The 25,086-nt window shown below is 38.5% G+C and carries 21 protein-coding genes, 1 tRNA gene and 2 pseudogenes; 13 read left to right on the top strand and 11 right to left on the bottom strand.

Going from position 1 to position 25,086, the window contains the following annotated elements; all coding sequences use genetic code 11:
* Positions 1–118: 118 nt before the first annotated feature.
* On the bottom strand, positions 119–427 hold the full coding sequence (locus tag PSF67_RS17905; protein WP_102139566.1) for a DUF5339 domain-containing protein: 309 nt from the start codon (positions 425–427) through the stop codon (positions 119–121).
* Between the two features lie 1,058 nt (positions 428–1,485).
* Here PSF67_RS17905 and fliZ point away from each other — a divergent pair.
* Entirely contained in the window at positions 1,486–2,004 is a 519-nt protein-coding gene (fliZ, locus tag PSF67_RS17900) for a flagella biosynthesis regulatory protein FliZ (protein ID WP_102139567.1), read from the top strand.
* A 236-nt stretch (positions 2,005–2,240) separates the two neighbouring features.
* Here the strand turns inward: fliZ and putA are convergent, their stop codons facing one another.
* Positions 2,241–6,224 (bottom strand): trifunctional transcriptional regulator/proline dehydrogenase/L-glutamate gamma-semialdehyde dehydrogenase, encoded by a 3,984-nt coding sequence (gene putA / locus PSF67_RS17895; RefSeq protein ID WP_272677401.1) that lies wholly within the window; start codon positions 6,222–6,224, stop codon positions 2,241–2,243.
* A 499-nt stretch (positions 6,225–6,723) separates the two neighbouring features.
* Here putA and putP point away from each other — a divergent pair, with 499 nt between their 5' ends.
* Positions 6,724–8,208, top strand: coding sequence for a sodium/proline symporter PutP (gene putP, locus PSF67_RS17890; RefSeq protein ID WP_102139569.1), 1,485 nt, complete (start codon positions 6,724–6,726; stop codon positions 8,206–8,208).
* Between the two features lie 68 nt (positions 8,209–8,276).
* Here the strand turns inward: putP and cycA are convergent, their stop codons facing one another.
* Positions 8,277–9,677: a D-serine/D-alanine/glycine transporter gene (gene cycA / locus PSF67_RS17885; RefSeq protein WP_102139570.1), complete on the bottom strand. Its 1,401-nt coding sequence runs from the start codon at positions 9,675–9,677 to the stop codon at positions 8,277–8,279.
* 255 nt (positions 9,678–9,932) lie between these two features.
* On the opposite strand from cycA, the gene PSF67_RS17880 reads away from it, so the two are divergent.
* Positions 9,933–10,008, top strand: a tRNA-Lys gene (locus PSF67_RS17880).
* Positions 10,009–10,042: 34 nt separating this feature from the next.
* On the opposite strand, the pseudogene PSF67_RS17875 reads toward PSF67_RS17880, so the two are convergent.
* Together PSF67_RS17875 and PSF67_RS17870 are read right to left on the bottom strand one after the other, a co-directional pair.
* A pseudogene (locus PSF67_RS17875) lies at positions 10,043–10,690 on the bottom strand (site-specific integrase); the annotation flags it as partial.
* Between the two features lie 41 nt (positions 10,691–10,731).
* Positions 10,732–11,169: a PD-(D/E)XK nuclease-like domain-containing protein gene (locus tag PSF67_RS17870; RefSeq protein WP_102139572.1), complete on the bottom strand. Its 438-nt coding sequence runs from the start codon at positions 11,167–11,169 to the stop codon at positions 10,732–10,734.
* A gap of 216 nt (positions 11,170–11,385) precedes the next feature.
* Between PSF67_RS17870 and PSF67_RS17865 the strand changes: the two genes are divergently transcribed.
* Positions 11,386–11,517, top strand: a complete 132-nt coding sequence (locus PSF67_RS17865) for a hypothetical protein (protein ID WP_256372931.1) — start codon at positions 11,386–11,388, stop codon at positions 11,515–11,517.
* Between the two features lie 26 nt (positions 11,518–11,543).
* Here PSF67_RS17865 and PSF67_RS17860 read toward each other — a convergent pair whose 3' ends face one another.
* Positions 11,544–11,687 carry a hypothetical protein gene (locus PSF67_RS17860; RefSeq protein WP_272677399.1) on the bottom strand — a complete coding sequence of 48 codons (144 nt, stop codon included), beginning with the start codon at positions 11,685–11,687 and terminating at the stop codon, positions 11,544–11,546.
* A gap of 172 nt (positions 11,688–11,859) precedes the next feature.
* On the opposite strand from PSF67_RS17860, the gene PSF67_RS17855 reads away from it, so the two are divergent.
* The gene (locus PSF67_RS17855) at positions 11,860–12,249 is read left to right on the top strand and encodes a hypothetical protein (RefSeq protein ID WP_102139573.1); all 390 of its coding nucleotides are present in this window, start codon (positions 11,860–11,862) and stop codon (positions 12,247–12,249) included.
* 154 nt (positions 12,250–12,403) lie between these two features.
* Here the strand turns inward: PSF67_RS17855 and PSF67_RS17850 are convergent.
* From PSF67_RS17850 to PSF67_RS17830, 5 genes and pseudogenes are all read right to left on the bottom strand, one after another.
* Positions 12,404–12,658 (bottom strand): annotated as a pseudogene (locus PSF67_RS17850) (ORF6N domain-containing protein); the annotation flags it as partial.
* Positions 12,655–12,918 (bottom strand): phage antirepressor KilAC domain-containing protein, encoded by a 264-nt coding sequence (locus PSF67_RS17845; protein ID WP_256372932.1) that lies wholly within the window; start codon positions 12,916–12,918, stop codon positions 12,655–12,657. The pseudogene PSF67_RS17850 and the gene PSF67_RS17845, both read right to left, overlap by 4 nt.
* A gap of 239 nt (positions 12,919–13,157) precedes the next feature.
* The gene (locus PSF67_RS17840) at positions 13,158–13,427 is read right to left on the bottom strand and encodes a hypothetical protein (protein ID WP_272677398.1); all 270 of its coding nucleotides are present in this window, start codon (positions 13,425–13,427) and stop codon (positions 13,158–13,160) included.
* 147 nt (positions 13,428–13,574) lie between these two features.
* On the bottom strand, positions 13,575–14,570 hold the full coding sequence (locus tag PSF67_RS17835) for an acetyltransferase (protein ID WP_272677397.1): 996 nt from the start codon (positions 14,568–14,570) through the stop codon (positions 13,575–13,577).
* Between the two features lie 528 nt (positions 14,571–15,098).
* Entirely contained in the window at positions 15,099–15,545 is a 447-nt protein-coding gene (locus PSF67_RS17830; RefSeq protein ID WP_102139578.1) for a hypothetical protein, read from the bottom strand.
* 1,647 nt (positions 15,546–17,192) lie between these two features.
* Here PSF67_RS17830 and flhD point away from each other — a divergent pair.
* The 8 genes from flhD to PSF67_RS17790 form a co-directional block, all read left to right on the top strand.
* Positions 17,193–17,543, top strand: a complete 351-nt coding sequence (gene flhD, locus PSF67_RS17825; RefSeq protein WP_004909823.1) for a flagellar transcriptional regulator FlhD — start codon at positions 17,193–17,195, stop codon at positions 17,541–17,543.
* Positions 17,540–18,130, top strand: coding sequence for a flagellar transcriptional regulator FlhC (gene flhC / locus PSF67_RS17820; RefSeq protein WP_272677395.1), 591 nt, complete (start codon positions 17,540–17,542; stop codon positions 18,128–18,130). The genes flhD and flhC overlap by 4 nt, the downstream gene beginning before the upstream one ends.
* A gap of 96 nt (positions 18,131–18,226) precedes the next feature.
* The gene (motA, locus tag PSF67_RS17815) at positions 18,227–19,114 is read left to right on the top strand and encodes a flagellar motor stator protein MotA (protein ID WP_004909829.1); all 888 of its coding nucleotides are present in this window, start codon (positions 18,227–18,229) and stop codon (positions 19,112–19,114) included.
* Between the two features lie 7 nt (positions 19,115–19,121).
* Complete coding sequence (motB, locus tag PSF67_RS17810) at positions 19,122–20,039, top strand: flagellar motor protein MotB (protein ID WP_272677393.1); 918 nt, start codon at positions 19,122–19,124, stop codon at positions 20,037–20,039.
* Between the two features lie 103 nt (positions 20,040–20,142).
* Positions 20,143–22,227 (top strand): chemotaxis protein CheA, encoded by a 2,085-nt coding sequence (cheA, locus tag PSF67_RS17805; protein ID WP_195698492.1) that lies wholly within the window; start codon positions 20,143–20,145, stop codon positions 22,225–22,227.
* Positions 22,228–22,243: 16 nt separating this feature from the next.
* Positions 22,244–22,741 (top strand): chemotaxis protein CheW, encoded by a 498-nt coding sequence (gene cheW / locus PSF67_RS17800; RefSeq protein ID WP_004909833.1) that lies wholly within the window; start codon positions 22,244–22,246, stop codon positions 22,739–22,741.
* Positions 22,742–22,845: 104 nt separating this feature from the next.
* Positions 22,846–24,531: a methyl-accepting chemotaxis protein gene (locus tag PSF67_RS17795; protein ID WP_102139582.1), complete on the top strand. Its 1,686-nt coding sequence runs from the start codon at positions 22,846–22,848 to the stop codon at positions 24,529–24,531.
* Between the two features lie 116 nt (positions 24,532–24,647).
* On the top strand, positions 24,648–25,086 hold a 439-nt coding region (locus PSF67_RS17790), incomplete at its 3' end, for a Tar ligand binding domain-containing protein (protein ID WP_272677392.1).

The raw sequence follows: 25,086 nt of genomic DNA, 5'->3' as shown, positions 1-25,086 counted from the left end.
TAGGTATCTAGTGTGGGTTATTTAATATTTACTGTAACTCATTAATATTCAAAAAATAAAAAGAGCCATAATGACAATGGCTCTTTTTGATCTTACAGAATAAAAAGAATAGGGCTTATTACAGACCTAAAGCAGTTTTCATCTGTTTCATTGCATCAATACCTTGTTGGCAAGCTTTATCTTGTTGATCTTTAGGTAGTGCAGCAACTTGTTTTTTACCTTCTTCCAGCTGACCTTTCATTGCATCTAGCTGAGCTTTTGCTTGCGGGTTTTCTGAAGCTTTAGCAATTAAGCTATCAACTTCAGCGAAGTAAGCATTACAAGTTTCAGTTGCACCAGCAACTTCGCCTTTTTTCTCTTCTTCCGAACAAGCAGTGATTGTCAGTGCCAATAACCCCATACCACAAGCTAAAATTAACTTTTTCATAATCAACCTTATTAAAATTATTTATTTATATAGCGAATTGAGTATATAAGAGATGTTTTTAATATCAAACGTGACAAATCCTAAAATAATATTTTAGCTAGCTAATTAAATTTTAATTTGATTAGGCTATCGTATTTTATTTGTAGGCATTCTCACTATATAACTTCATGGGTTTAGGTAAATCTTTTTTTATCATGCGGTTATGGTATCTCTTTGACTGCTATACGTATATTTAGAGTGATTGGTGGATAACGTAATTGAAGTTAGAGAGAAAAAAGTTAAAGGCGAGTTTGCAAAAGAAGGATAGGTGGCGTTACGGTCTCTTAATTTAATAAACATATTTTTTGGCAATAATTATGCTTCAGCCATCACCATAGAATTATGTTTAATACGTGGATTTACCTATATTGAGTGCCCGTATCAGCGTTTTAATATCGAAATAACATTTTTTATATGAAATTAAATGTATTAAAAAATCGTTTATTTGTAACAAAATATTTACGGTCGAATGATACGTTTTCACTATGAAATATTTACAGAATTAATGGCTGTTCATTTAAGATGCAATTATAGATGTGAAAAGTGAGCTACTTCACAAATTTAAGAATAAAACCTTTGTATCAGTATAAGTTTGATTTTTAAATTAAATTTTCTTTGTACGCAGATGAAATTATCAGGTAGAGTCTTTGTTTTTAAGCGAACTAATATGTCAGTATCGCTTAACTAATGGTTAATGATAGGTGTACAGAGTTAACGACAACTAAGTTAATTTTGTTGACGCTAACTCAAATTCATACCAAAATTGACTCACCGTAGAAATTCGCCAAAGAGCGAGAGACGGGTTAGAATGTGTTTAACAAAGGGTAATAACTTTTCTTACTGTACATTTTTAGTGTGATCAATTCACTAAAGGTAAAGTAAGAATATATGATATGGGTTCACCATATCGCCATGCAACATAGCAGATATTATATTAATGCTATGGGCATACAATGTATGTAGCCTGATGTATTTGGTTACAATTTTATATTTAGACTTACACACAGGGCTTTACCATTATGTCTGCTTCTATTGTAAAGAAACGGCCTCTGAGTCGTTACATCAAAGATTTTAAACACAGCCAAACTCATTGTGCACATTGTCACAAGACTCTTGATCGCATCTCTTTAGTTTTCAACGATGACATCTTAAATAAAGAAGCTATCGCTGATATGACTGAATTGGTCGATGAAGGTGCCTGGGGGGAGCTGCAAGATAAATTTACTGCACTTTGTCGTTTTTGTAGTGAAATTTATTGCAATAGCAATACTGATTATTTTGATATTATGTCATTTAAACAGTATTTATTCTTACAGACTGAGATGAGCCATAGTACTGTTCGTGAATATGTTGTTCGCTTACGCCGTTTAGACGAACTGTTATCGTCCTCTAATTTTTCTATGAAAGAATTTACTGCAAGTAAAGTTCAAGATGAGTTAAGTGAGAAAATGACAGATTCTGCATTTAGTAATTACAATATTGCATTACGTAAATATGAACAGTATTTATTCTGGGAATCAGAAAAACGCAATAATTAGAATGACATATTGAAAATAAGTATCGCTATTTTCATTGTTGTTTTTAAGCAATGGTGTCCTCATGGGCACCTTTTATGTTTTTAGCGTGCAGGTATCTGGGATAGCATTTATCTGATAGGAACGATGACTGTTGTTGTTATGAGATAAATGTATTTTTAAACAAATATATTTTTAAACAAAGATACTGTGATATATGGCCTGACCATCGTAGATAACGAGGTCAGGCTTTTTGTTTATTATCCTATTGTCATTAAGCTAGCATTACCGCCTGCTGCAGCGGTATTGACACTCAGTGAACGTTCATGAAGTAAGCGTTCAGTCAGAAGATTAATTTCACCGCGTTCGAAGCCTTGTACTGAAATAATTGGCCCTTTACGTTGTGCAACTACCGCGCAAACCTCTTTTAGCTGATCGCTATCACCATGATAAATAACGCCTTCGATTGGCTCTTTAGTTTCTATCCAGTTTTTAGTTAGCGATATGGTTTTTCTCACTTTTTCAGGCAGTGATTTGAACAGCTTCTGATGGAGCTCACTATCTGGCCATAACACCTGACAACCCGCAGAAAGTACAGCGGTTAGCTGGGTTAAACAATCTTGTTCATTATCACTAAGGCATAAAATCAAACCACGAGGGCGCAAGGTATAGGTATTTCTTTCTCCCGTTGGACCCGGTAATACACGGGTGGTTCCTGTTTGACTATGGCGTGTAAATAGCTCAATTACGGAAGGCGAAATAGCCGAGTTTTGTTTTTCAGACCATTGTGTAAGTGCTTCAAATGGCTCAAGTAAAATAGTTCTGGCACTTGCATCCATAGGTAAATAGCTATCTTGTCGCTCTAAAGTATTTGAAACAGCATTATCTGGGCGTTCGCTTAATAAACGGTAAAGATATAATGGACCACCTGCTTTAGGACCAGTCCCGGATAAACCTTCACCACCAAAAGGTTGCACGCCAACAACGGCACCAACCATATTTCGGTTTACGTACAGATTGCCAACTTTAGCTTTTGAAACGACTTGGTTGATAGTTTCATCGATACGAGTGTGGACACCCAATGTCAGCCCATAACCTGCAGCGTTAATTTGTTCAACGAGTGCTTCTAGCTCATCTCGTTTAAAACGCACAACGTGAAGAACAGGGCCAAAGATCTCTTTTTTCAGTTCACTTACATCATCAAGTTCTATTAATGTCGGCTTAACATAGGTTCCTTCCATTTGTTCTTGCTGATCATCATGGTTTTCAAATGCAGCTTGGAAAACAGATTTCCCTTTACTGCGCATTTTCTGAATATGTTGATCGATATTCTCTTTTGCTTCACGGTCAATCACAGGGCCAATATCGGTTGATAAATGCTCTGGATTCCCCATGCGGCACTCTTCCATTGCACCTTTTAACATACGAATGGTTCTATCTGCGACATCTTCTTGGATACATAGAATGCGCAGTGCCGAACAACGCTGACCCGCACTATCAAATGCAGATGCGACAACATCAGTGACAACTTGTTCTGTGAGTGCAGAAGAATCAACTATCATTGCATTTAACCCGCCAGTTTCTGCAATCAGAGGGGTAGGGCGGCCTTGTGCATCTAGGCGTCCTGCAATATTACGTTGAAGTAACCCTGCGACTTCTGTTGACCCAGTAAACATGACCCCTCGAACACGAGTGTCGCCAACGAGTTGGGCACCAATGGTTTCACCTTTACCCGGTAAAAATTGCAGTACATCGCGAGGAATACCCGCTTGATGCAAAATAGATACCGCGATAGCACCGATTAATGGTGTTTGTTCAGCCGGTTTCGCGAGTACGGTGTTACCTGCTGCGAGAGCGGCAGCAATTTGTCCTGAAAATATTGCTAATGGGAAGTTCCATGGGCTAATACAGACCACAGGCCCTAAAGGACGGTGCGTATTATTATCAAAATCATTTTTGACTTGGGTTGCATAGTAGTTAAGAAAATCTACCGCTTCCCTAACCTCTGCAATCGCATTGTTGTAGGTTTTACCTGCCTCACGCACTAAAATATCTAACAGCGGCTGTAGCTGTTGTTCCATGAGATCCGCCGCACGTAATAAGATAGCAGCTCGTTCAGAAGGCGGGGTTGCAAACCAGATAGTACCTGCATCGTTAGCCGTATTTAATGCATGTTCAGCTTCTTGTTCTGTTGTTTCGCGAACGTGGCCGACAATATCTTTATGACAAGCCGGGTTAGTAATCGGTGTCGCTTCAGGTAACGCTTGCGAAGCTTGGAAATCCCCCCCTAACAGTGGTTCTGCGATTTTTTGCTGCATAGCCGCACTCAGTAGGGCACTTGATAACGAAGCCAGTCGATGTTCGTTTGATAGGTCAAGCCCCATTGAATTCACACGTTCTAGGCCGTACAGATCACGTGGTAATGGAATTTTTGGATGCGGTAAGCCAATTTGCCCTTCAGTTTTTGACAGTTCTAAAACATCTTTGACTGGGTCGGCAACTAATTCATCGAGAGGAATAGTGGCATCAGCGATACGGTTTACAAATGAAGTATTTGCGCCATTTTCTAATAATCGACGCACTAAATAGGCTAATAAAGTTTCGTGTGTACCAACAGGTGCATAAATACGGCAAGGGCGGTTTAGTTTGCCATCAGCGACTTTACCAACAACTTGCTCATAAAGTGGCTCGCCCATTCCATGTAGACATTGGAATTCGTACTGGCCAGGGTAATAATTTTTACCTGCAATTTGGTAGATAGCTGAGAGGGTGTGTGCGTTGTGCGTTGCAAATTGTGGGTAAATTAAATTGGGAACCGATAGGAGTTTTCGCGCACAGGCAATATAAGAAACGTCAGTATACACTTTACGCGTATAAACTGGGTAACCTTCTAGTCCATCCATTTGAGCGCGCTTGATTTCACTGTCCCAATAAGCACCTTTTACTAAGCGGATCATTAAACGACGTTGGCTGCGTTCAGCCAAATTTATAATTGAATCAATCACAAATGGGCAGCGTTTTTGGTAAGCCTGGATAACAAAGCCTATCCCATTCCAACCCGCAAGTTGTGGTTCAAAGCAGAGTTTTTCTAGCAAATCTAAAGAGATTTCTAAGCGGTCAGCTTCTTCGGCGTCAATATTAATCCCCACATCGTATTGATGTGCTTGTAATACGAGGGATAACAGGCGTGGATAAAGCTCTTCCATCACGCGAGAGTATTGTGCACGGCTATAACGTGGATGCAGTGCCGATAGCTTAATTGAAATACCCGGGCCTTCGTAGATACCGCGGCCATTTGATGCTTTACCAATAGCATGGATAGCCTGCTGGTAAGACACCATGTAATCTTGCGCATCTTTTTCCGTTAATGCGGCTTCCCCTAGCATATCGTAAGAATATCGGAAGCCTTTATCTTCGAGTTTGCGTGCGTTAGCGAGTGCTTGGGAGATAGTTTCGCCAGTGACGAATTGCTCTCCCATAAGGCGCATTGCCATATCAACGCCTTTGCGCACTAGTGGCTCACCACTTTTACTGATGATGCGATTAAGTGAGGTTGATAGTTTTGCTTCATTATGTGTAGAAACTAGCTTACCCGTAAACAGCAATCCCCAAGTTGCGGCATTGACAAACATTGAGCTACTTTGGCCAAGGTGTGATTGCCAATTCCCATTGCTAATTTTGTCACGGATAAGCGCATCTCGCGTTGCTTTATCAGGAATGCGCAATAAGGCCTCTGCGAGACACATTAATGCGACACCTTCTTGAGATGAAAGTGAAAATTCTTGAAGTAGACCTTGAACTAAGCCTGAACGGCCGATGCCATTTTTTTGATTACGCAGTTTTTCAGCGATTGAATACGCTAATTTATGAGCGGCTTCAGCTTGTTCTGTAGGGAGTTGTGCTTGTTGCAATAACATTGGCACAGCTTGTGTTTCAGGAATTCGGTAAGCAGAAGTAATTGCAGAGCGTTTTACAGATTGTGGTAAAATGTGCTCTGCGAAATCTAAGAATGGTTGATAGTTAGATTCAACAGTGGTGTCTTCATCAGAAGTTTGATTTTCTTTTACATCGATACCGGGTGATAGCTCTGGAAAGGCTTGGCCATTATCGAGTTGTTCTAGGTAATTATAAATAGCTTGTTTGATAAGCCAATGTGATGTGCGGTCAAGACGCTGAGCGGCATTTTTAATGCGTTCACGAGTTGCTTCATCAAGTCTCACACCCATAGTTGTAGTGCTACTCATCTTAATTCCTCTAGGTCACGAGTCATTTTAATCAAAAAAGTTACACCACATTATCTTAATGTTGCAACTTTGTGCAACATTGTTAAGTGTGGTTTCTGAAGGAAATGTGAAACATATCGAGTTTTTTAAGTTTTAATAATTTCAATTAAATTAGTGTTTATTTAATTGTTATATTTTACATGTGGTTACGTTTTATTTTTTTAGGCGGGACAGTTAAACATCTGATTGTGAATTTTAGTTTAAATTTTAACATTTGTGATATGGATTCTATTTATGCAATAAAAAATAGTTAATTTCTTGTTAATTTAATGTGAGTCTGTCTAGGATGGGGCAGTTAAGATATTAAGTTAGTGCAACACAAACAATCACAACCTATTTGGTGTTAGTGCAGATAAATTAAATATGTGCAATAAAGTGCAACACCATGAAGTTACAAGTTATCAACGGCAACTTATAAAGATAACTAATAATTTTAAAGCTACTCAATGGAGAAAACAGGATGACTGTAAGCACTCCGATGATCATTATGTTCGTCGTATATATTACTGGCATGTTACTAATTGGCTATATAGCCTATCGCTCAACTAAAAACTTTGACGATTATATTCTGGGTGGACGAAGTTTAGGCAGTGTCGTAACTGCATTGTCCGCTGGAGCCTCAGATATGAGCGGTTGGTTGCTTATGGGGTTACCGGGTGCGATTTTCTTAGCTGGGATTTCTGAAAGTTGGATTGCTATCGGCTTGAGTCTCGGTGCATATCTTAACTGGTTATTTGTTGCAGGGCGTTTACGTGTCCAAACAGAAAAAAATAATAATGCACTAACATTACCTGATTATTTTACGAGCCGTTTTGAAGATAATAGTAAGATTTTACGTATTATTTCTGCTGTTGTTATTTTAGTTTTCTTTACGATTTATTGTGCATCAGGTGTGGTCGCAGGTGGTTTATTATTTGAAAGCACATTTAATATGAGTTATGAGAAAGCGATGTGGTTAGGGGCACTCGCGACCATTGCTTACACTTTCTTAGGTGGTTTTTTAGCGGTGAGTTGGACTGATACAGTTCAAGCTTCATTAATGATCTTCGCATTGATTCTAACACCTATTGTTGTGATCCTTTCTTTAGGGGGAATAGATACCTCTATTGAAGTCATTAAAGCTAAAAACCCTGAATATCTTGATATGTTTAAAGACATGAATATTATCGCAATTCTGTCATTACTAGGTTGGGGATTAGGCTATTTTGGGCAACCTCACATTTTAGCGCGTTTTATGGCAGCAGACTCTGCGCGTACTATTCGTTCTGCTCGACGTATTAGTATGACATGGATGGTGTTATGCCTAGGTGGAACAATTGCGGTTGGTTTCTTTGGTATCGCTTATTTTGAAAATAACCCGGCTTTAGCGGGGTCGGTCATGCAAAATAATGAGCGCATATTTATGGAGTTAACGGGGATTTTGTTTAACCCATGGGTCGCTGGTATTTTATTATCAGCCATATTAGCAGCGGTAATGAGTACGTTAAGTTGCCAGTTATTAGTTTGTGCAAGCGCGTTAACGGAAGATTTATATAAGCCTTTTATCCGTAAGAGTGCGAGTCAAAAAGAGTTAGTGTGGGTAGGGCGTTTTATGGTGTTGTTGGTCGCTGCAATTGCCATTTATATTGCTCGTGACCCAAATAATAAAGTTTTGGCTTTAGTGAGTAATGCGTGGGCGGGTTTCGGTGCGGCATTTGGTCCTGTTGTTTTAATTTCTGTAATGTGGAAACGAATGACCCGTACGGGGGCACTTGCAGGAATGCTAGTTGGCGCTGTGACAGTGCTAGTTTGGATGAAATACAAATGGTTTGATTTGTACGAAATCATTCCTGGTTTCTTATTAGCAACAATCGCTATTGTTGTTGTGAGTTTAATGACTAAAGCGCCAAGTGCAGCAGCTCAAGCTCGTTTTGATGAGGCTGAGGCAGAATATAAAGCAAGCTAATCGAGCGAGCTTATAAAATCAAAAGGCCGACTAACAGTATTGTTACTCGGCCTTTTTACGTTTTATCATTAATGGTTTTTTCTACGCTTGGCGAATTGGTAACCAATAAATAATAGAATAAACCAAACTGGTGTGGCAATTAAGGCTTGTCTTGTGTCGTGCTGAAATGCTAATAGCACGACCATAAAGGCGAAAAAGGCGAGGCTTAACCATGACATCACAATTCCAGCAGGCATTTTGTAATGAGATGCTTTGTGCATTTCAGGGCGTTTTTTACGGAAATTTAAGTAGCTATATAAAATCATGCTCCAAATAAACATAAAGAGAATAGCAGACACGGTTGTGACTAGCGTGAATGCATGCATGATATCAGGAATAAAATAGATCAGAACAATACCAAAACTGAGGCAGATACAAGTAAAAATTAGCCCGGTAGCAGGCACTGCTTTTTTAGATAATTGGCTAAATTGTTTTGGTGCATCACCTTCTTTTGAAAGCCCAAACAGCATTCTGCTGGTGGAAAACACACCACTATTTGCTGAAGATGCCGCAGAAGTTAGAACCACAAAGTTAACAATACTTGCCGCTGCCGGTAGGCTTATCAGGACAAACATTTCTACAAATGGGCTTTTATCGGCCAATATGGTTCGCCAAGGAGTGACAGCCATAATGACAATTAAAGATAAGACATAAAATGCAATGATCCTGATAGGGATTGCGTTGATAGCTTTTGGCAAAGATTTCTCAGGATCACGTGTCTCCGCAGCCGCCGTACCTACTAATTCAATTCCAACAAATGCAAAAATAGCAATTTGGAAGCCAGCAAAGAAGCCGCTGATCCCCATCGGGAACATTCCACCATCGCTCCAAATGTTACTTAAAGATGCAGTATGGCCAGTAGGGGATTGGAAATTCATGGCGATTAATGTGCCGCCTACAGCAATGAGAGCCACAATGGCCACAATTTTTATCATGGCGAACCAGAATTCAAGCTCACCGAATAGCCTGACAGAAACTAGGTTGAGCGTTAATAAGGTGACCACGCAGATAAACGAGGTTACCCATTCAGGAAAATCAGGAGCCCAAAAGCTCACATAGGCTGTAATCGCAATGATATCGGCAATACCGGTGATAACCCAGCAGAACCAGTATGTCCAACCGACAAAAAAGCCTGCCCATGGGCCGATAAGGTCAGCAGAAAAATCACTAAATGATTTGTAGTTCAGATTAGAAAGTAGCAGTTCACCCATTGCGCGCATCACGAAAAATAGTACAAAGCCAATTATCATATATACAAAGATAATCGATGGGCCTGCGAGTGAAATGGTTTTGCCAGAACCCATAAATAAGCCAGTACCAATTGCACCACCAATTGCAATAAGTTGTATATGGCGGTTACTAAGGCTACGTTTTAGTTGATTACGATCAGTATTGGGTTGTGTTGATAGTGAATTCGCATTTTCTTCCATACTAAAGATGTCCGTAGTGGTTTGTGATAATTAGCCACAGTCTTTTTTTTAATTTTGTGGTTATGTTTGCGTGAAATATTGTGACACAAATCTCAATTAGAGTAAGGAAAAGTTATCTTGTTAGGAACGAAGTGATGTTTATTCAAGCATTAGTTTTCTTAAATTTTACATTCGCAACTTAAAATTAACTTAGGTAATAAAAATAGCAGAATCATATTGACTGTAGCAATTGTTAGGCGTTAAATAATTTGTATCGGGTTGTTAGCTCAGTTGGCAGAGTAGGTGACTCTTAATCATTAGGTCGGGGGTTCGAGCCCCCCACAACCCACCAAGATTTTCAATGAGTTAGGTGTGATTGTGATTTTTTAAATTATCTTGCGTGCTATATTCGTGCCATTCAGATTTAAAATATCATCGATGTTTTTGGCGTGTTCTTGCAAGTGAATGGGTGATAGGTGGGCATATCGTTTTACCATTTCTATGCTTTTCCATCCGCCCATTTCTTGCAATGCTGATAATGGCACACCAGCTTGAATTAACCAACTCGCCCAAGTATGACGCAAATCATGAAAATGAAACCCTTCAATACCAGCTTTTTTCATGGCAGAATTAAATGCCTTGTTTGCGTTAACCGTCATTGGCACTAAATCAATAACACCATTTTGCTTACGCTCTCTGACAAAAACATATTTAGTATGTCTGCCTATCTGATCCCGAATAATCTGACAGGCAGTGTCATTGAGCGAAACACCTATCGCGCGATAGTTTTTGGATTGTTCGGGGTTAATCCAAGCTACTTTTCTCACTAAATCAACCTGACTCCACTCAAGGCAAAGTATATTCCCTCTTCGCAGACCAGTAGCTAATGCAAAGGTAATAACTGGCTTTAGGTAATCGGCGGCATTATCAATTAACGCCGTAGCTTGTTCTCGAGTCAGCCACCCCCACTCATTAGCAGCGATTCTCAGTAGTGAGCGAATAAATGCCAAGTGTGAATACTTTGATGACTGTGAGGGAAAGCCTTTTTGTGCCCCCCTGTTTTTCATCTTAGCTATCACGTTTTGGCATTCATTATTAGTGATAATCCAGTAATCGGACAGGTGGCAAACATGGATACTTCTGATTTTTCCTTTGCCGCCATGTAATCCATAAAGTCGGTATTCATCCTTGCAGACTCAATCATCGGTGTGATTGTTTCTACTTCGCCATTTATTAGAATATTGTCAGCGTTGTAGGTTTTCGCTAGCTCCTTATACTCCTTGGATGCGCGAGTTTTTATTTCTGGCTCAAGTATGAAATCAGTTTCAAATACCTCTGGCTCGAGTAATGCTGCATGAATTGCCGTTCCAATCTGCGCCGATTTACTTCCTTTAAATGGGTTAAAATACAGATTGGCAGGGCTAACGCTAATAGCTTTGACTGACGTTGAGCTTATAGCCTCATCATTGTGATAGTCTTCATTACTTAGCCCGTAAATAACTCCCTCTCTCACAATAACCTTCTTTCGCTTTTTTCAGTCTCAAAAAAAGCGCTCCATGCTTCATCTGATTCTTGAATCGTCATTTTCTATTCCTTAAATATGCGTATTCCTCACTATTAATAGCGATATGAAATGTGTTGTGGTGGGGTATTTAGCTTTTGTCTGATTGAGAAAAAATTCTTGTAAATTATTATTGATTGATAATTTTACTTTTCTTCAGGTATAAAAATGTCACCTTACGCTGCTTTTATTATTAATTTCACTACGTTCAATGGAATGGGGTATATGCAAACATTGAGTGACCCGTTTGTAGTGTTTGATTTGGTGGTTAAGATTGGCTATATGAATGGCATGATTTGAGCCTCCTATCCAATCGCCCCTAGCCTTTAACATTGAATTGCCATCAAGTAAGCTGCGTCAGCTATCAACCCCATTTGTTCTGCCGCTGAGTCGCCAGTCTCATCAAGTTCTTTGGCTTGCCATGAGTTAGATAAGTAGCCATTCATCGCTACTGATCGGGTTACTTTCACTATCAAACCAGCATTCAGAACGAGTTATATGAAATTCTACGCCCATACAGTCACCCTTATTAAATTAGAGAAAATAAAATATCACTTAAACGCATAATCTGAAAGTGTGCTTTGCTTCAATTCGCACTCCCGCTAAGTTAGCATTACTGAAACTAATTGATAGGATGGTGAGATGAAAAGAATAAATAGGTATCAAGCTGAAGATTTTATTACAACGTTGGGTGATGTAATTCTCAATTACGATGAGGTTACTGTATCCCAAAAGCACGACATTGTTATTGGGCTAGAGCCAGAGCAAGTAGACAACTTTGAAAGCTTAAAAGGTTTTATAGTAGAAATTAGCAAAGCTATTCCAGATTTTGATAATCAAGTTCAAAGGTATTTTTATCACAGAAACAAAGAATCTGACTTTCCTCACAATTTAAATGTTATTTATATTGAAGGAAATACCGTCATATTGGATTACTGGTCTGAGATGGTAAATAATCAATTCACAATGACATTTCAATACAATAGCGGGGTCTGGAAGTTGATTGATGCAAACGGTAGAAGTCCAAAATGATAACCAAATCTAGCCCGTCCTTGGGCTGGGTGGTTAGGCTAATAGCTTGCCTGATTTAGTTCCTTGCGGACTCATGAGGTTGGCGTAAATAACACCATTCATTTCTGCCAGTCTGCGCGTAACTTCATACTCTTAGGTAGGGTTAAGCTTCGCATTCTGTCCAGAGGATAAGGCTTCTAACCTTGGCTGATATTTGTAACTGACTCACTGTCAGTCGCAAATTATTGAGTGCGTCACTGACAACCTTGAAGTAATGCTTGCCCTCGATAAAGCGTTTTTTATTACGTTTAAAATTTTGCTGAATATTATTAATTTCAGTTTCATAAACGTTAGCTAAGAGTTCGGTGGTGATTACACGAAACCCGTTATGTTGAACAGGCGGTAAATTTTGAACGGTTAATGCGTTCATGCCATTACCTCCACGCTTAACAGTTTTGCTAATTTAGATAAACCTTTGGCAGTAACACGAACTTGTGACACTTGCTTATCTTCACCAGTGCGATTTTTTACTACAGAAACTTTATGCTCAAGTAAGTCTTGCTGGATTTTATCTTGATAGCCAATCCAAACCGAACCGATACGGCGGTAAATCCATTTGCTATGGCTCATTAGGTCGAACAATTTTTTAGGATTTACTTGCAATTGCTTAAGTGATCTGGTGCTAAGTATGCATATCGCAGAACCATTTCAATACTTTTCTAATCGCCCCTTTCTTGCATAGCTGATAGAGGCAAGGGAAAATTCTAGAACAAATAAGGGCACATAGAAGTGAAAATGGCAAATCCACAGATAAGTGGCTATGTGTTGCAACAAAGAATGAGTATAAAGAAGAATACGAAGTTGGAATAAAAAAATACTCTGGTGGGTTTTTTATTGCCTGAGCTGTCGTTGCCCAGGCAATAAGTTACTTATTCTATTTCCTTATTCTGTTCATATAATTTAGCGCCCTTTGCTCGCAGTTCCCCATCGACAATTTCGATAGAATCAGCTTCTACGATAATCTTTTCCTGTGACCCTTTGTCTGATTGTGTTCCGTTTAACTTAATGGTGACTTCAGGGGCACTAATAACACCATTTTTTACCTGTACAGATTCTGATGAGGTTTGTATAGAGCTGGCCATAGCGAACGTAGATAGTGTGATTGAGATTACCGCTAAAGGTGCAATATATTTGCGCATAAAACACTCCATTGTGATGAATTCAATGGGATACTATCAAATGAATATTAAATGGGTTACAAGTTTTGTAAAGGTTCTGTTCACATTATCTATGCCAATAATATATTTGACATTTAAGAGGGTGCTATTACATCCTTCATGAATTTATTATTTCAATTTATTAGAGCGAAATACTGGCTCAATAAACCAATGAATAATTGAGTTTGACGCTAATAAAAGTGCTAAACTAATTGTGACTAGAGTCGCTGTTATTATTAGGGGCAAGCTAAGTTCTATGCCTAAATAATTTAAAGTTTGTAATATAACAAAGCAAATAATAGGATGGATCAAATAAACACCTAAGGCATTGTTTGATACTTTTGCATATTTATGGGTTGATAAAGCAAAGTAAATAATGCTCAAACCTAATATTAGGCTTATTGCAAAATTTAAAATATAGACAGAAAATGAGACGAGGAATAAATATGAACTAATTTTGTTGAATACTGATTCAAAGAAAGTCTCTCGATAATTAAGGAATAAAATAGTTAAGGTTGTTATGCAGAAAATAGAAATAATAGGAGTTTTTCTTAGCGAAGATATATTTTCATTGTTAATGAAGTAAGCTATTACAAAAAAAGGAAAGTATAAAATAACCGAGAAAAAACCTGAGATCGGCATAAGGTAAGTTTTTGTTATTAATGAAATTAATAGTGATATAGCTAAGATTGTAGATAGCTTGAATTTGTTTGATTTAACGCTTTTTGGTAGTAATAAAAAGATAGCTTGCCATATAGGTGTTGCTAAAAAAAACCAAACTCCGTACTGAGGAGAAAATAGATATGTTTTTAACGTTAACTCACCGGTAAAATAGAGTGGGAGCATATCGATTGTTTGAAACGTAAAGTAAATTATAAAAGCAGGAAGAAGGTGAGATTGTAACTCTTTCCATGTTGTATTTTTTGTTATAAATGCGACTATAAATACAAACATAGGTATTAATGTTAAGTCAAAAGCATTAATAAGCAATGAATATTTGTTTTTATCAACTAAATTTAAATAAAAATTAAAAACAATTAATGAGCTTAACATTAATTTTAGTGTAGGCCAGTATGGTTGCTCGCTATTTTTTATATTTGAGATTAAGCTATTTTCTTTCTTCATACATATACCCTATCTAAAAACTAATTAATTGTACCTCATTGAGGTTTTAATTTGAAATGAATTATTTTAAGGATTATAGAATGGGTAAATACCTGTCAAATATTGATTAGTCTTTTTGCGTTACTACCTCACTATTATTGTGAAAAATTAGCTAGTTTAGGAACGGAATATAAAGTATCGCTTAATTTTTTAGCACTCAATGGCAGGATAAAATCACAGGCTATTAGAGCGCGGAACTAAAAAACTGAGAGGCTATTTGAAAGGAGAGTTGATTTTGGTTGGGAACGTAAAATTTGATTGAGTTTTGAGCAGTTAAAAAGAGGCGGTTTGAAATAGGGTACTATTATTCTGTAATGCACTGAATAAACAAGAATTATTGTAACTGCAGAGTTTGAGATATTAGGGGCTAAATTTAACTCAAGTCTCTGCTATTACATTAGCACTTATTAGTATACGTAAGAAATCAGTAAAGGGATCCTAGTTTTTTCCATGAGATTTTCATTATATTGGCTTTGAATTATGGTTAGTTTAGCTGTTATCAAGCAATTTTTGCGTCACAGTGATTGAAGCTTCGACGCCTAATAGATATAAGGCTTGTTCTAAAAGGTCAATTTTGGATGCGTAATGAATATCTAGTAAGCGTTCTATTTGTTGTGCGTTGATGTTCAACCTGCGAGCGAGATCGACACGTTGTATTGCAGAGTTGAGAATAGCGTTATGCAAAGCAATTTTTAAGCAGCAGATTATAGGTAAATAAACAGTAAAGGTTGCATCACTTTTTGTTTGCGTTGCGAGTGGAATTGGTTTCCTGAGCTCAATATGTTCCGCAAAAGTGGCTAGCAAAATTTCTTGGGCTTCTAACTCAACGTCTTCTTTACAATAGCTAACACCCTGTAGGTCAGGAAAATCGCTAAAATTGATTTCATAAATATTTTCTTCCTCAATAAATTCAACTGCTGCTTGATAAGTGAACATGTTTTTCCTTCAAATTATATTCCAGTGTGTTAAGTGTTGCATTGGCGTATGAGGAAAACAAGTTTATCACTTCACTTAACTAGTCATTTCTTCCTTTATTTCTATGTCTATTGGCCCTGTATTTTATTCACTGGTCGTCATTGGAAATGATTAATGTGATCTTCTTAACATAAATATACCAATGTGAGAATCGTTTTATTCGGAAATTATTGAGAAATAAAGAAAACAAGTGTGAGGGCTATCCCAAATTGAAAAAATTTTTTGACCATAAAAATTGTAATAAATTAGCTTCTTTTATAAGCAGGTTCCTCACTGAATTATTTTAACTAAAAGTAATTTAATTTTTAATTTTTCATTATTCGATTAAGCGATTTTACTTAAGTTTGATTGCTGTTTAGGGTATTTTGTTAAAATAAAAGTATATAGTAATCAATAGTTACTATAACTAACGTTAATTAAATTTGAGGTGTTACGTGAAAATAGCTAAAAACGATAGGCATGAAGGCAAGTAATAATATCTTTAGTTCTTTCTATTTTAAGTGCCGATCAAATATTTTAAAAGAGATATAAAAAACATATGGAAAGCGGAATGTTCTCAATTGAAACCTTCATTTTTTGCTCTCGACTCAAAAGTGGCAGGTTGGCGTAGGTTGATCTTTTTATTAAAAAAAATGAGACTTCAGTTATTTTAGATAAAAAAGTAAATATTAATTAATCAAAAAAATTACTTTAATGAACTAATAACAAGATAATTACTTAAATTACCAAATAAGTAAAATGATCTAACAGATGCATTTAAGCTAAATAGATTTTTATTACTGGTCAATAATGTGAATTTTATAAATTTTATTAATATTGTCATATGGTGGTATTAAAATCATTGTTTAATGAATCTAATGAAAATAGAAGCGAACACTTAATATGTATGACAATATAATGAGTGTTTTTATGATAACTACGATTGAATAATTTTGAACGATGGTTGGAGTATAGATTAAACTTATTGAAAATTAATGATTAAGTTTTATTCCAATAATGCCGATAACGGCTTAATGCACTTATGTGCAACTCAGTTTCTTAATGCTAAAAATTGATTTGGATCAATATTTTGTTTTTGATGTTGTGCTTGGTTTTTTTTGCTTAGTTATCGCATCTAAAGAGTTGTTGCTTTGATTAAAATCCTGTCATTTTGCTTAGGGTGACTGAAAATGTTGTTGATATTTAGGATAAGGTGATAGAAGATAAAGAAATAATGAAGATTATTTAATGAATTGATGGGTAATCATCTCATTGGTACAAAAAGAAACATAAGTACCTTGAATAGTTAATTTAGTGGTGCATAATAATTGGCGACTAATAATGACATCAGTAATTTCTGATTCTTATGGAAATCGCTAATTTTTTGGTCACTCCTTATTGTTGTAGGTATTCAGGAAATATATTTAATTTAGGTTTGGAAATTAGTGTATCTATACTCCAAATTGGGTATTTTTGAATGGATGACATGGGAAAATAATGGAATTACATTTACCCAATTTAATTACTTTTTAAATTTAATAATTTGATTACACAATACTTTCAAATTCATATTTGTTCTTTTTGCACACAGATCGCACAGATGTTGATAATATTCGGAAAGGAAAAAAAATGAGCTCGACGACAGATTTTCTGAAGCATATATACGATATTAACCTCTCATATTTGCTATTAGCCCAAAAACTCATCTCTCAAGAGAAAGCCTCTGCGATGTTTCGTCTAGGTATCTCTGATGCAATGGCAACTACTTTAGCAGACCTTACACTTCCTCAATTAGTCAAATTAGCAGAGACAAACCAGCTAATCTGCCAGTTTAGATTTGATAATAGTGACACAATTGAAAAGCTAACCCGTGATTCAAGAGTTGATGAATTACAACAAATTCATACAGGTATTTTACTTTCGACCCGATTATTGCAAACGCATAATGAGGGCGACACCGAAATAGCGAGAAAAAGATGAGTACCTCAGCTGAAAAAAGTATTGTCCAAGAAGCGAATGATATTCGACTAGCCATGGAATTGATCTCTTTAGGCGCTCGCCTTCAAATGTTAGAAAGTGAAACTCAAATCAGTCGTGGCCGTTTAGTTCGTTTATATAAAGAGCTGAGAGGTTGCCCTCCACCAAAAGGGATGTTGCCTTTCTCCACAGATTGGTTTATGACGTGGGAACAGAATATTCATTCATCCATGTTCTATAATGCTTATCAATTTTTACTTAAAAGTGGCCAATGTCGCGGTGTTGATGCCATATTACGAGCATATAGATTATATCTTGAACAGTGTATACCAGAACCCGGTGAAGAGCCTTTGTTGGCTTTAACACGTGCTTGGACCCTAGTCCGTTTTGTGGAAAGTGGTATGTTACAAAGTTCACAATGTAGTTGTTGCCATGGTTCTTTTATTACCTACGCATATATTCCTGAAAATAGCTTCACTTGCAGTTTATGCCAACCGCCATCACGGGCAATAAAAAAACGTAAACTTTCCGAGCATCTAGCCGATATTACGGTATATCGACAGGATGGCATTACTAAAGCGGTAATGTAATTGGATTGATTTGGTTAACAGGCAAAGGTTTTGCCTGTCACTCCTAATATTCCCTTTGACTGCCATCTGTTAACCAACGGAGTGAAAGGGAATATTGTGTTAATACTCATCGGGTATATCATTGTTACAGTTGCGGTTATTGGCGGATACTTAATGGTCGGTGGCCATTTAGGTGCGCTTTATCAACCCGCTGAATTTGTCATTATTTTAGGTGCAGGTTTAGGTGCCTTTGTTGTTGGTAACAGTGGCAAATCCATCGTCGCCTTGTGCAAAGTATTACCAAAACTCTTCCGTCGTTCCTCCTACAATAAAACAATGTCAATGGACTTAATGGCGTTGTTATTTCAATTACTGAATAAATCACGCCAACAAGGGCTGCTAGCACTTGAAAAAGACATTGATAATCCAAGTGAAAGTGAAATTTTTTCCCAATATCCCCGTATTTTAAAAGATGAGTCCACCATGATGTTTATCGTGGATTACTTACGTCTGATGGTGAGTAGTAACTTACAAAGCCATGAAATTGAAGCTTTAATGGATGAAGAGTTAGAAACCTTTCGTCAAGAAAATGAAGTGCCAGCTTCAGGTTTAAATATGGTCGGTGACTCTATGCCAGCTTTTGGGATCGTTGCGGCTGTTCTGGGGGTTGTTAATGCCTTGGGCTCAGCGGATCGCCCTGCGGGTGAGTTGGGGGCTTTAATTGCCCATGCAATGGTCGGGACATTTCTAGGTATTTTAGTGGCTTATGGCTTTATTTTACCTTTAGCTGCACTGATTAGGTTGCGTAGTAGTGAACAACTGAAAATGATGGAATGCATTAAAGTGACTTTCCTCTCAGCATTGCAAGGCTACGCTCCTCAAATAGCGGTTGAATTTGGCCGCAAGGTGTTATTCAGCGCAGATAGGCCTTCATTTGTTGAACTCGAGGATAAAGTTCGAGAAGTGAAAGTAGGTGCTCGCTCACAAGAAACAACAGAGGAGTAACTAACGGATGGCAGCCAATACACCTCATGTTATTCGAGTTAAAAAGCGCAGTTCGCATCAGCAAAACGGGCATGGTGGTTCATGGAAAATCGCTTATGCCGATTTTATGACAGCGATGATGGCGTTTTTTTTAGTGATGTGGCTGATCTCAATTTCAAGTCCTCAAGAGTTAACACAAATTGCTGAATATTTTCGCACCCCCTTAAGTACAGCTATCAACCCAGGAAGTAAAAGTGGCGATGCCACAAATCCGATCCCTGGTGGGGGGAAAGACCCTATTTTTCGTGATGGGGATGTGATGCCTGAACCTAATAATATTATTGATGGTAATGCAAATTATCGTTTTGAAAAATTAAAAGAGTCTCTTGAGCAGGCTATTTTAAAAGATCCGCGTTTGAACGAATTAAAGCCCCATTTACTGATTGACATGATTAATGATGGGCTACGTATTCAAATTGTTGATAGTGAAAATCGACCGATGTTTAAAGTGGGTTCGGCAGCGGTTGAACCCTATATGCACGACATTTTGCGTGCAATAGCGCCACTTCTTAATGATGTACCAAACCGAATTAGTGTCTCTGGGCATACCGATGATCTGGCTTATGCCAACGGGGCTAATTATAGCAACTGGGAATTATCATCAGATCGTGCAAATGCTTCGCGCCGCGAGTTGATCCGCGGTGGAATGGATGAAAACAAAGTCTTACGCGTGGTGGGGATGGCTTCAGCCATTCATTTAGATAAAGAAGATGGCTTTGCCCCGATCAACCGTCGGATAAGCATCATTGTGTTGAATGATGAAGAAACTAAACAAATTCTCCGTGAATACGATGGCACGAAGCCGATTAATGATGTGCTCAATAAACCGCAAAAGCCCATGCCAGAAACGGCCGTGGGTGTTGTCGCTGCGGTGAAAATACCGTGATGAATTGCTGTTATTTGAATTTATTACATAACTTGTTTAGTTGTCTGCCGGGTTGCTCGGCAGTCAGCGTTAAGTGAAACTTAAGCGAAATTGGATAAAAACCATGGATATTACCGAGTTTTATCAAACATTTTTCGATGAAGCTGATGAGTTGCTCAGGGATATGGAACAACATTTACTTGATCTTGATCCTTTTGACCCGGATAGCGAGCAACTAAATGCCATCTTCCGCAGTGCCCATTCAATCAAAGGAGGGGCTGCAACCTTTGGTTTCACTCAGTTGCAGAATACGACTCATACATTGGAAAATCTTTTAGACAAGGCGCGTCATGATGAGTTAACGCTCACACCTGACATAATTGATGTCTTTCTCGATGCTAAGGATGTCATGGCATCACAGTTAGATGCCTATAAAAATGATTCTTTGCCAGATGAAGACACTTTCAAACGCATTTGTGAGGTGCTTAGCCGGGTTGAAAATAGAGCAGAAGAGGTTGCTGAGATAGATGCTGCGCTACCTGAGCCTAAAGTTGAGAATACGGTTGTTAAAGAAACTTCCACGGAGCAAGGTGAATATTCACACTACTTTATGATCTCGTTAAATCAGCTCAAAGAAAATGAAGTTGATTTACTGGCGGATGAACTCAGTTTATTTGGGCATTTATATCACACTGAAAAAACAGCAAATAGTTTGCAAGCATGGGTGGGCACTAATACGGATATTGATGATATTAGTGGAGTACTATGTTTTGTGGTGGATGAATCGCAAATTAACCATGAAGCCATTTCCTTTGCAGATTGCCGCGCTTTTTCGAAAGAAGAAACGTTATTAAATGACGATAAAGTTGAAGCAAGTGAAATTGAAACAGAGGTAAGTGACGTCGCAGAATCGCAAGATACGCCACAAACCTCGGTAAAACCTACCGTACCCGTGTCAGCTACCCCAGCTAAAAAAACGGCAGTCGCTAAACCGAAAGGGGATTCGAGCAGCATTCGTGTGGCCGTAGAGAAAGTTGACCAGTTGATCAACTTAGTGGGGGAATTGGTGATTATCCAATCCATGTTGACCCAACATAGTCAACATGTCGATCAGAACGAATACAGTGATTTGTTAAGCTCAATCGTACAGTTAGAGCGTAATTCCCGCGCTTTGCAAGAATCCGTTATGTCAATTCGCATGATGCCAATGGACTACGTGTTTAGCCGTTTCCCGCGGATGGTACGCGATATAGCTTCCAAATTAGGTAAAAAAATCGAGCTGAAAGTCGAAGGAAGCTCAACTGAGCTGGATAAGAGTTTGATTGAGCGCATCGTCGACCCCCTGAATCACCTTGTTCGTAATAGCCTCGACCATGGGATTGAAAAGCCTGAAGTTCGTGTGGCAAATGGTAAGCCAGAAGCTGGCACATTGACCTTAGCGGCAGCACACCAAAGTGGCAATATTTGCATTGAAGTTCGTGATGACGGCGCTGGGCTAAACCGTGAACGTATTTTGGCGAAAGCGAAATCACAAGGCATGAGTGTGCATGATGGTATGAGCAATGATGAAGTTGCGATGCTGATTATGGCTCCGGGTTTTTCAACGGCAGAAGTCGTAACGGATGTTTCGGGACGTGGCGTTGGAATGGATGTGGTTAAACGAAATATCCAAGACATGGGCGGCCGTATTCAAATCGGTTTTACCGAAGGCAAAGGGACTATTATCCGCATCTTATTACCGCTCACTCTAGCCATTTTGGATGGTATGTCTGTGAAAGTTGCGGAGGATGTTTTCATCGTCCCATTGAGTGCCATTATCAGCACCTTGCAACCTCGCCAAGAGGATATTTATCGCTTAGCTGGCGAGGAAAAAATGTTGCTTGTGCGCGGTGAATATTTACCACTTGTTGAATTACACCAAGTATTTTCCATCGAAGAAGCCGAGCGAAATCTAGATAACAGTATTGTGCTGATTATTCAAAATGCAGGCCACCGTTTTGCGTTGTTAGTCGATAAATTAGTTGGGCAACAACAAGTCGTCGTAAAAAATATCGAAAGTAATTATCGCAAGATCCCCGGTATTTCTGCAGCAACGATTATGGGCGATGGTTCTGTTGCATTGATTTTAGATGTGGCTGAGCTACAAAAAATGAATAACAGCATTTTGATTAAAAAGAAACAGCAGGTTTCTCAACCTGTCGTGCACTAAATAGAGGCCATACACCATGTCTATGTTAGATGATGATTTAAATAAACACGAAGAAGAAAAAAACGGCGAAGGCTACCTTATTTTCACCTTGGGTGAAGAAGAATATGGCATTGAGATCTTAAAAGTGCAGGAAATTCGTGGCTACGAACAAGTAACTCGTATCGCGAATACCCCTGATTTTATTAAAGGAGTGACTAACTTACGTGGGGTCATTATTCCGATTATTGATTTACGGGTGAAATTCTCCCATGAAAACGTGGTGTATAACGATAACACGGTCGTTATTGTCGTGAATTTAAAAGATCGTGTCGTCGGTATTGTGGTCGATGGCGTCTCAGATGTGCTGGTTTTGAATGAAGAACAAATTGCGCCACCGCCTGATTTTGCCGTGACATTATCGACTCAATATTTGACAGGGCTCGGAACATTAAATGACCGTATGTTGATTTTAGTCGATATCGAAAAATTATTAACTAGCGATGAAATGGCGCTGATTGACAGCATGGCTGAGTAACTCTCAGCCCCAATAATTGTTCAAATAATAATAAGTCATTAACTAAAGTTTTTGGTTGGATTACCGATATCCAAAATACAACAAAATTATGTTAGTAAAACGTCATGTACAGTCGAATTAAAATCGTATCGGGACTTTTGTCCGTCATTTTTATCTTTATTTTGCTGCAACTGGTGTCTAGTGGGTTGATGTTTACCAAACTGGGCGATAACAGCGACAGCATCAGTTATTTGAATTCATTACAACGCCAAAGACAAGTATTAACAGAAAGCTGGGTCAATTTGTTACAAGCTCGGGCAAACTTAAACCGCTCTATCAATGCCTATTTACTTGAAGGTCGTAAAATTCAAGACGATGCAACGACAGAAGACTTGATTAAAGCCGCTAAACGTAACTTTAAAGCTGCTGATGATGCTTATGTCCGCTATAACAAGCTGATGCAAAGTTCAGATTATGATAAAGCCAAATTTGAAAAACTGTTTAGCACCTATGAAACCTATCGAGACGCATTAATCAAGTTAGGTGAATTTGCGGAAAAAGGCGATCTTGAAGGTTTTTATGCACACAGAACCTCAGGGCACCAAGTGAAATTTGAAGAGCAATTTAATGCGTATTTTGCGGACATCTCTGCTGATTTCCAGGCCGAAGTCGTCAATGCAGATAATAACTATCGCCAATCGTTATATATGTTGGTGACGTTATCTATCTTACTCGCCTTAATTGGTTTCTTCAGTTATCGCTATGTTCGTAAAGGTATTATTGAGCCACTCAATATCTTAATTGAACGTATTAAAGTTTTTGCGTCAGGCGATTTAACACCTAACGTGACCACGATTGCCAATAATGAAATTGGTGAGTTGGCCAATGGTGTTCAACATATGCAGCAGGAACTGATTAATACCGTTCGTGGTGTGCTAGATGGTAGCGAAACTATTTACCAAGGTACAACTGAAATTGCTGCAGGTAACAATGACTTGTCGGCACGAACTGAGCAACAAGTCGCTTGCTTAGAAGAAACCTCCGCCAGTATGAGTGAGTTGACTGCAACCGTAAAACAAAATACCGAATATGCCCACCAAGCCAGTGAATTTGCAAACCAAGCTTCAGTGATAGCGAAAGAAGGCGGCAAAGTGGTATCGAATGTCGTCAGTACCATGCTAAATATTGCGGATAGCTCACAGAAAATCTCTGATATCACCGCAGTTATCGATAGCATCGCTTTCCAAACTAATATCTTAGCGCTCAATGCGGCTGTCGAAGCGGCACGAGCCGGTGAGCACGGACGTGGTTTTGCCGTCGTCGCTGATGAGGTGCGTAACTTAGCACAGCGTAGTGCTGATGCCGCTAAAGAGATTAAAACGTTAATTGAAGATTCAGTGTCAAGAACAGGGACAGGTGCTCGCCAAGCAGAAGATGCAGGTGAAACGATGACCAAGATTGTCGAGTCTGTCACACGGGTGACTGACATTATGACGCACATTGCGACCGCATCCGATGAGCAAAGCAAAGGGATTGCACAAGTCAGTATCGCTGTTGCAGAAATGGACAAAGTTACACAGCAAAATGCGTCGTTGGTTGAACAATCTGCGGTGGCAGCTAATGTCTTGGAAGAACAAGTGGCGAAACTGTCGCAACTGATCTCTATCTTCCGTTTACCACCATTAAAACAAAGTGAAATACGCAATATTCAGCCGGCAGCAAGAACGGTTTCAAATATCGTTAAAACACCGGATCTGACAAAACTGTCATCGAAAGAACATAAAGATGATGACAATTGGGAAACTTTCTAAGGGTTAAGCTCAGTTTTTCGCTGCAAAGCCTCGGTTTTGCAGCGTTTCTGTGCATTAGAAAACAAGGCAATGTTTCAGAGGTTCAGTTCTCTTAGCTGGCACAAGTGGGGATTTCTATGTTTGGTAAAAATATCCGAATTTCGGTGAGTTTGTATCTACTTCTCATTTTATTTTGTGGGATGCAGATTGTGTCTAGCGGGGTTTCTGTTGGGATTGTTGTAAGTGAATTAAAATCTTTAGAGCGTATTGATTTGGGGTCTGATAAGCGGGCGATGCTTGAAGAAACCAGTAAACACCTGATGCAAGCACGTAATAGCCTGACGCAAATTGCTTTACTGCATAAAGTGGGTGGTAACGAACCATTGATTGAAGAAACGAGAGTGACTTTTGATAAATTACTCGAAGAAGCTGAGAAAGACTACATCAGGTTTAAAAACCAACCTCTTTTGAGTGAAAAAGAAAATCTCGCAGCACTTGAGAGCCGGTATAAAGCATTTGTGTTGACACTCAAAGCATTAAAAACACATTTAGATAACAACGACATTGCCGCCTATA

It is taken from the genome of Providencia sp. PROV076, assembly GCF_028483405.1.
GTDB classification, from domain to species: domain Bacteria; phylum Pseudomonadota; class Gammaproteobacteria; order Enterobacterales; family Enterobacteriaceae; genus Providencia; species Providencia huaxiensis.
Note: the sequence above shows the minus strand (reverse complement) of the source record. Positions and strands in the feature narration are given on the sequence as shown.

What these genes read in the sequence shown, in the direction of transcription:
- motB (WP_272677393.1), top strand. Translation starts at nt 19,122, where the DNA reads ATGGCAGCCAATACACCTCATGTTATTCGAGTTAAAAAGCGCAGTTCG.
- putA (WP_272677401.1), bottom strand. Translation starts at nt 6,224, where the DNA reads ATGAGTAGCACTACAACTATGGGTGTGAGACTTGATGAAGCAACTCGT.
- PSF67_RS17795 (WP_102139582.1), top strand. Translation starts at nt 22,846, where the DNA reads ATGTACAGTCGAATTAAAATCGTATCGGGACTTTTGTCCGTCATTTTT.
- PSF67_RS17865 (WP_256372931.1), top strand. Translation starts at nt 11,386, where the DNA reads ATGTCACCTTACGCTGCTTTTATTATTAATTTCACTACGTTCAATGGA.
- PSF67_RS17830 (WP_102139578.1), bottom strand. Translation starts at nt 15,545, where the DNA reads ATGTTCACTTATCAAGCAGCAGTTGAATTTATTGAGGAAGAAAATATT.
- flhD (WP_004909823.1), top strand. Translation starts at nt 17,193, where the DNA reads ATGAGCTCGACGACAGATTTTCTGAAGCATATATACGATATTAACCTC.
- cheW (WP_004909833.1), top strand. Translation starts at nt 22,244, where the DNA reads ATGTCTATGTTAGATGATGATTTAAATAAACACGAAGAAGAAAAAAAC.
- PSF67_RS17855 (WP_102139573.1), top strand. Translation starts at nt 11,860, where the DNA reads ATGAAAAGAATAAATAGGTATCAAGCTGAAGATTTTATTACAACGTTG.
- cheA (WP_195698492.1), top strand. Translation starts at nt 20,143, where the DNA reads ATGGATATTACCGAGTTTTATCAAACATTTTTCGATGAAGCTGATGAG.
- fliZ (WP_102139567.1), top strand. Translation starts at nt 1,486, where the DNA reads ATGTCTGCTTCTATTGTAAAGAAACGGCCTCTGAGTCGTTACATCAAA.
- PSF67_RS17840 (WP_272677398.1), bottom strand. Translation starts at nt 13,427, where the DNA reads ATGCGCAAATATATTGCACCTTTAGCGGTAATCTCAATCACACTATCT.
- PSF67_RS17905 (WP_102139566.1), bottom strand. Translation starts at nt 427, where the DNA reads ATGAAAAAGTTAATTTTAGCTTGTGGTATGGGGTTATTGGCACTGACA.
- PSF67_RS17835 (WP_272677397.1), bottom strand. Translation starts at nt 14,570, where the DNA reads ATGAAGAAAGAAAATAGCTTAATCTCAAATATAAAAAATAGCGAGCAA.
- cycA (WP_102139570.1), bottom strand. Translation starts at nt 9,677, where the DNA reads ATGGAAGAAAATGCGAATTCACTATCAACACAACCCAATACTGATCGT.
- flhC (WP_272677395.1), top strand. Translation starts at nt 17,540, where the DNA reads ATGAGTACCTCAGCTGAAAAAAGTATTGTCCAAGAAGCGAATGATATT.
- putP (WP_102139569.1), top strand. Translation starts at nt 6,724, where the DNA reads ATGACTGTAAGCACTCCGATGATCATTATGTTCGTCGTATATATTACT.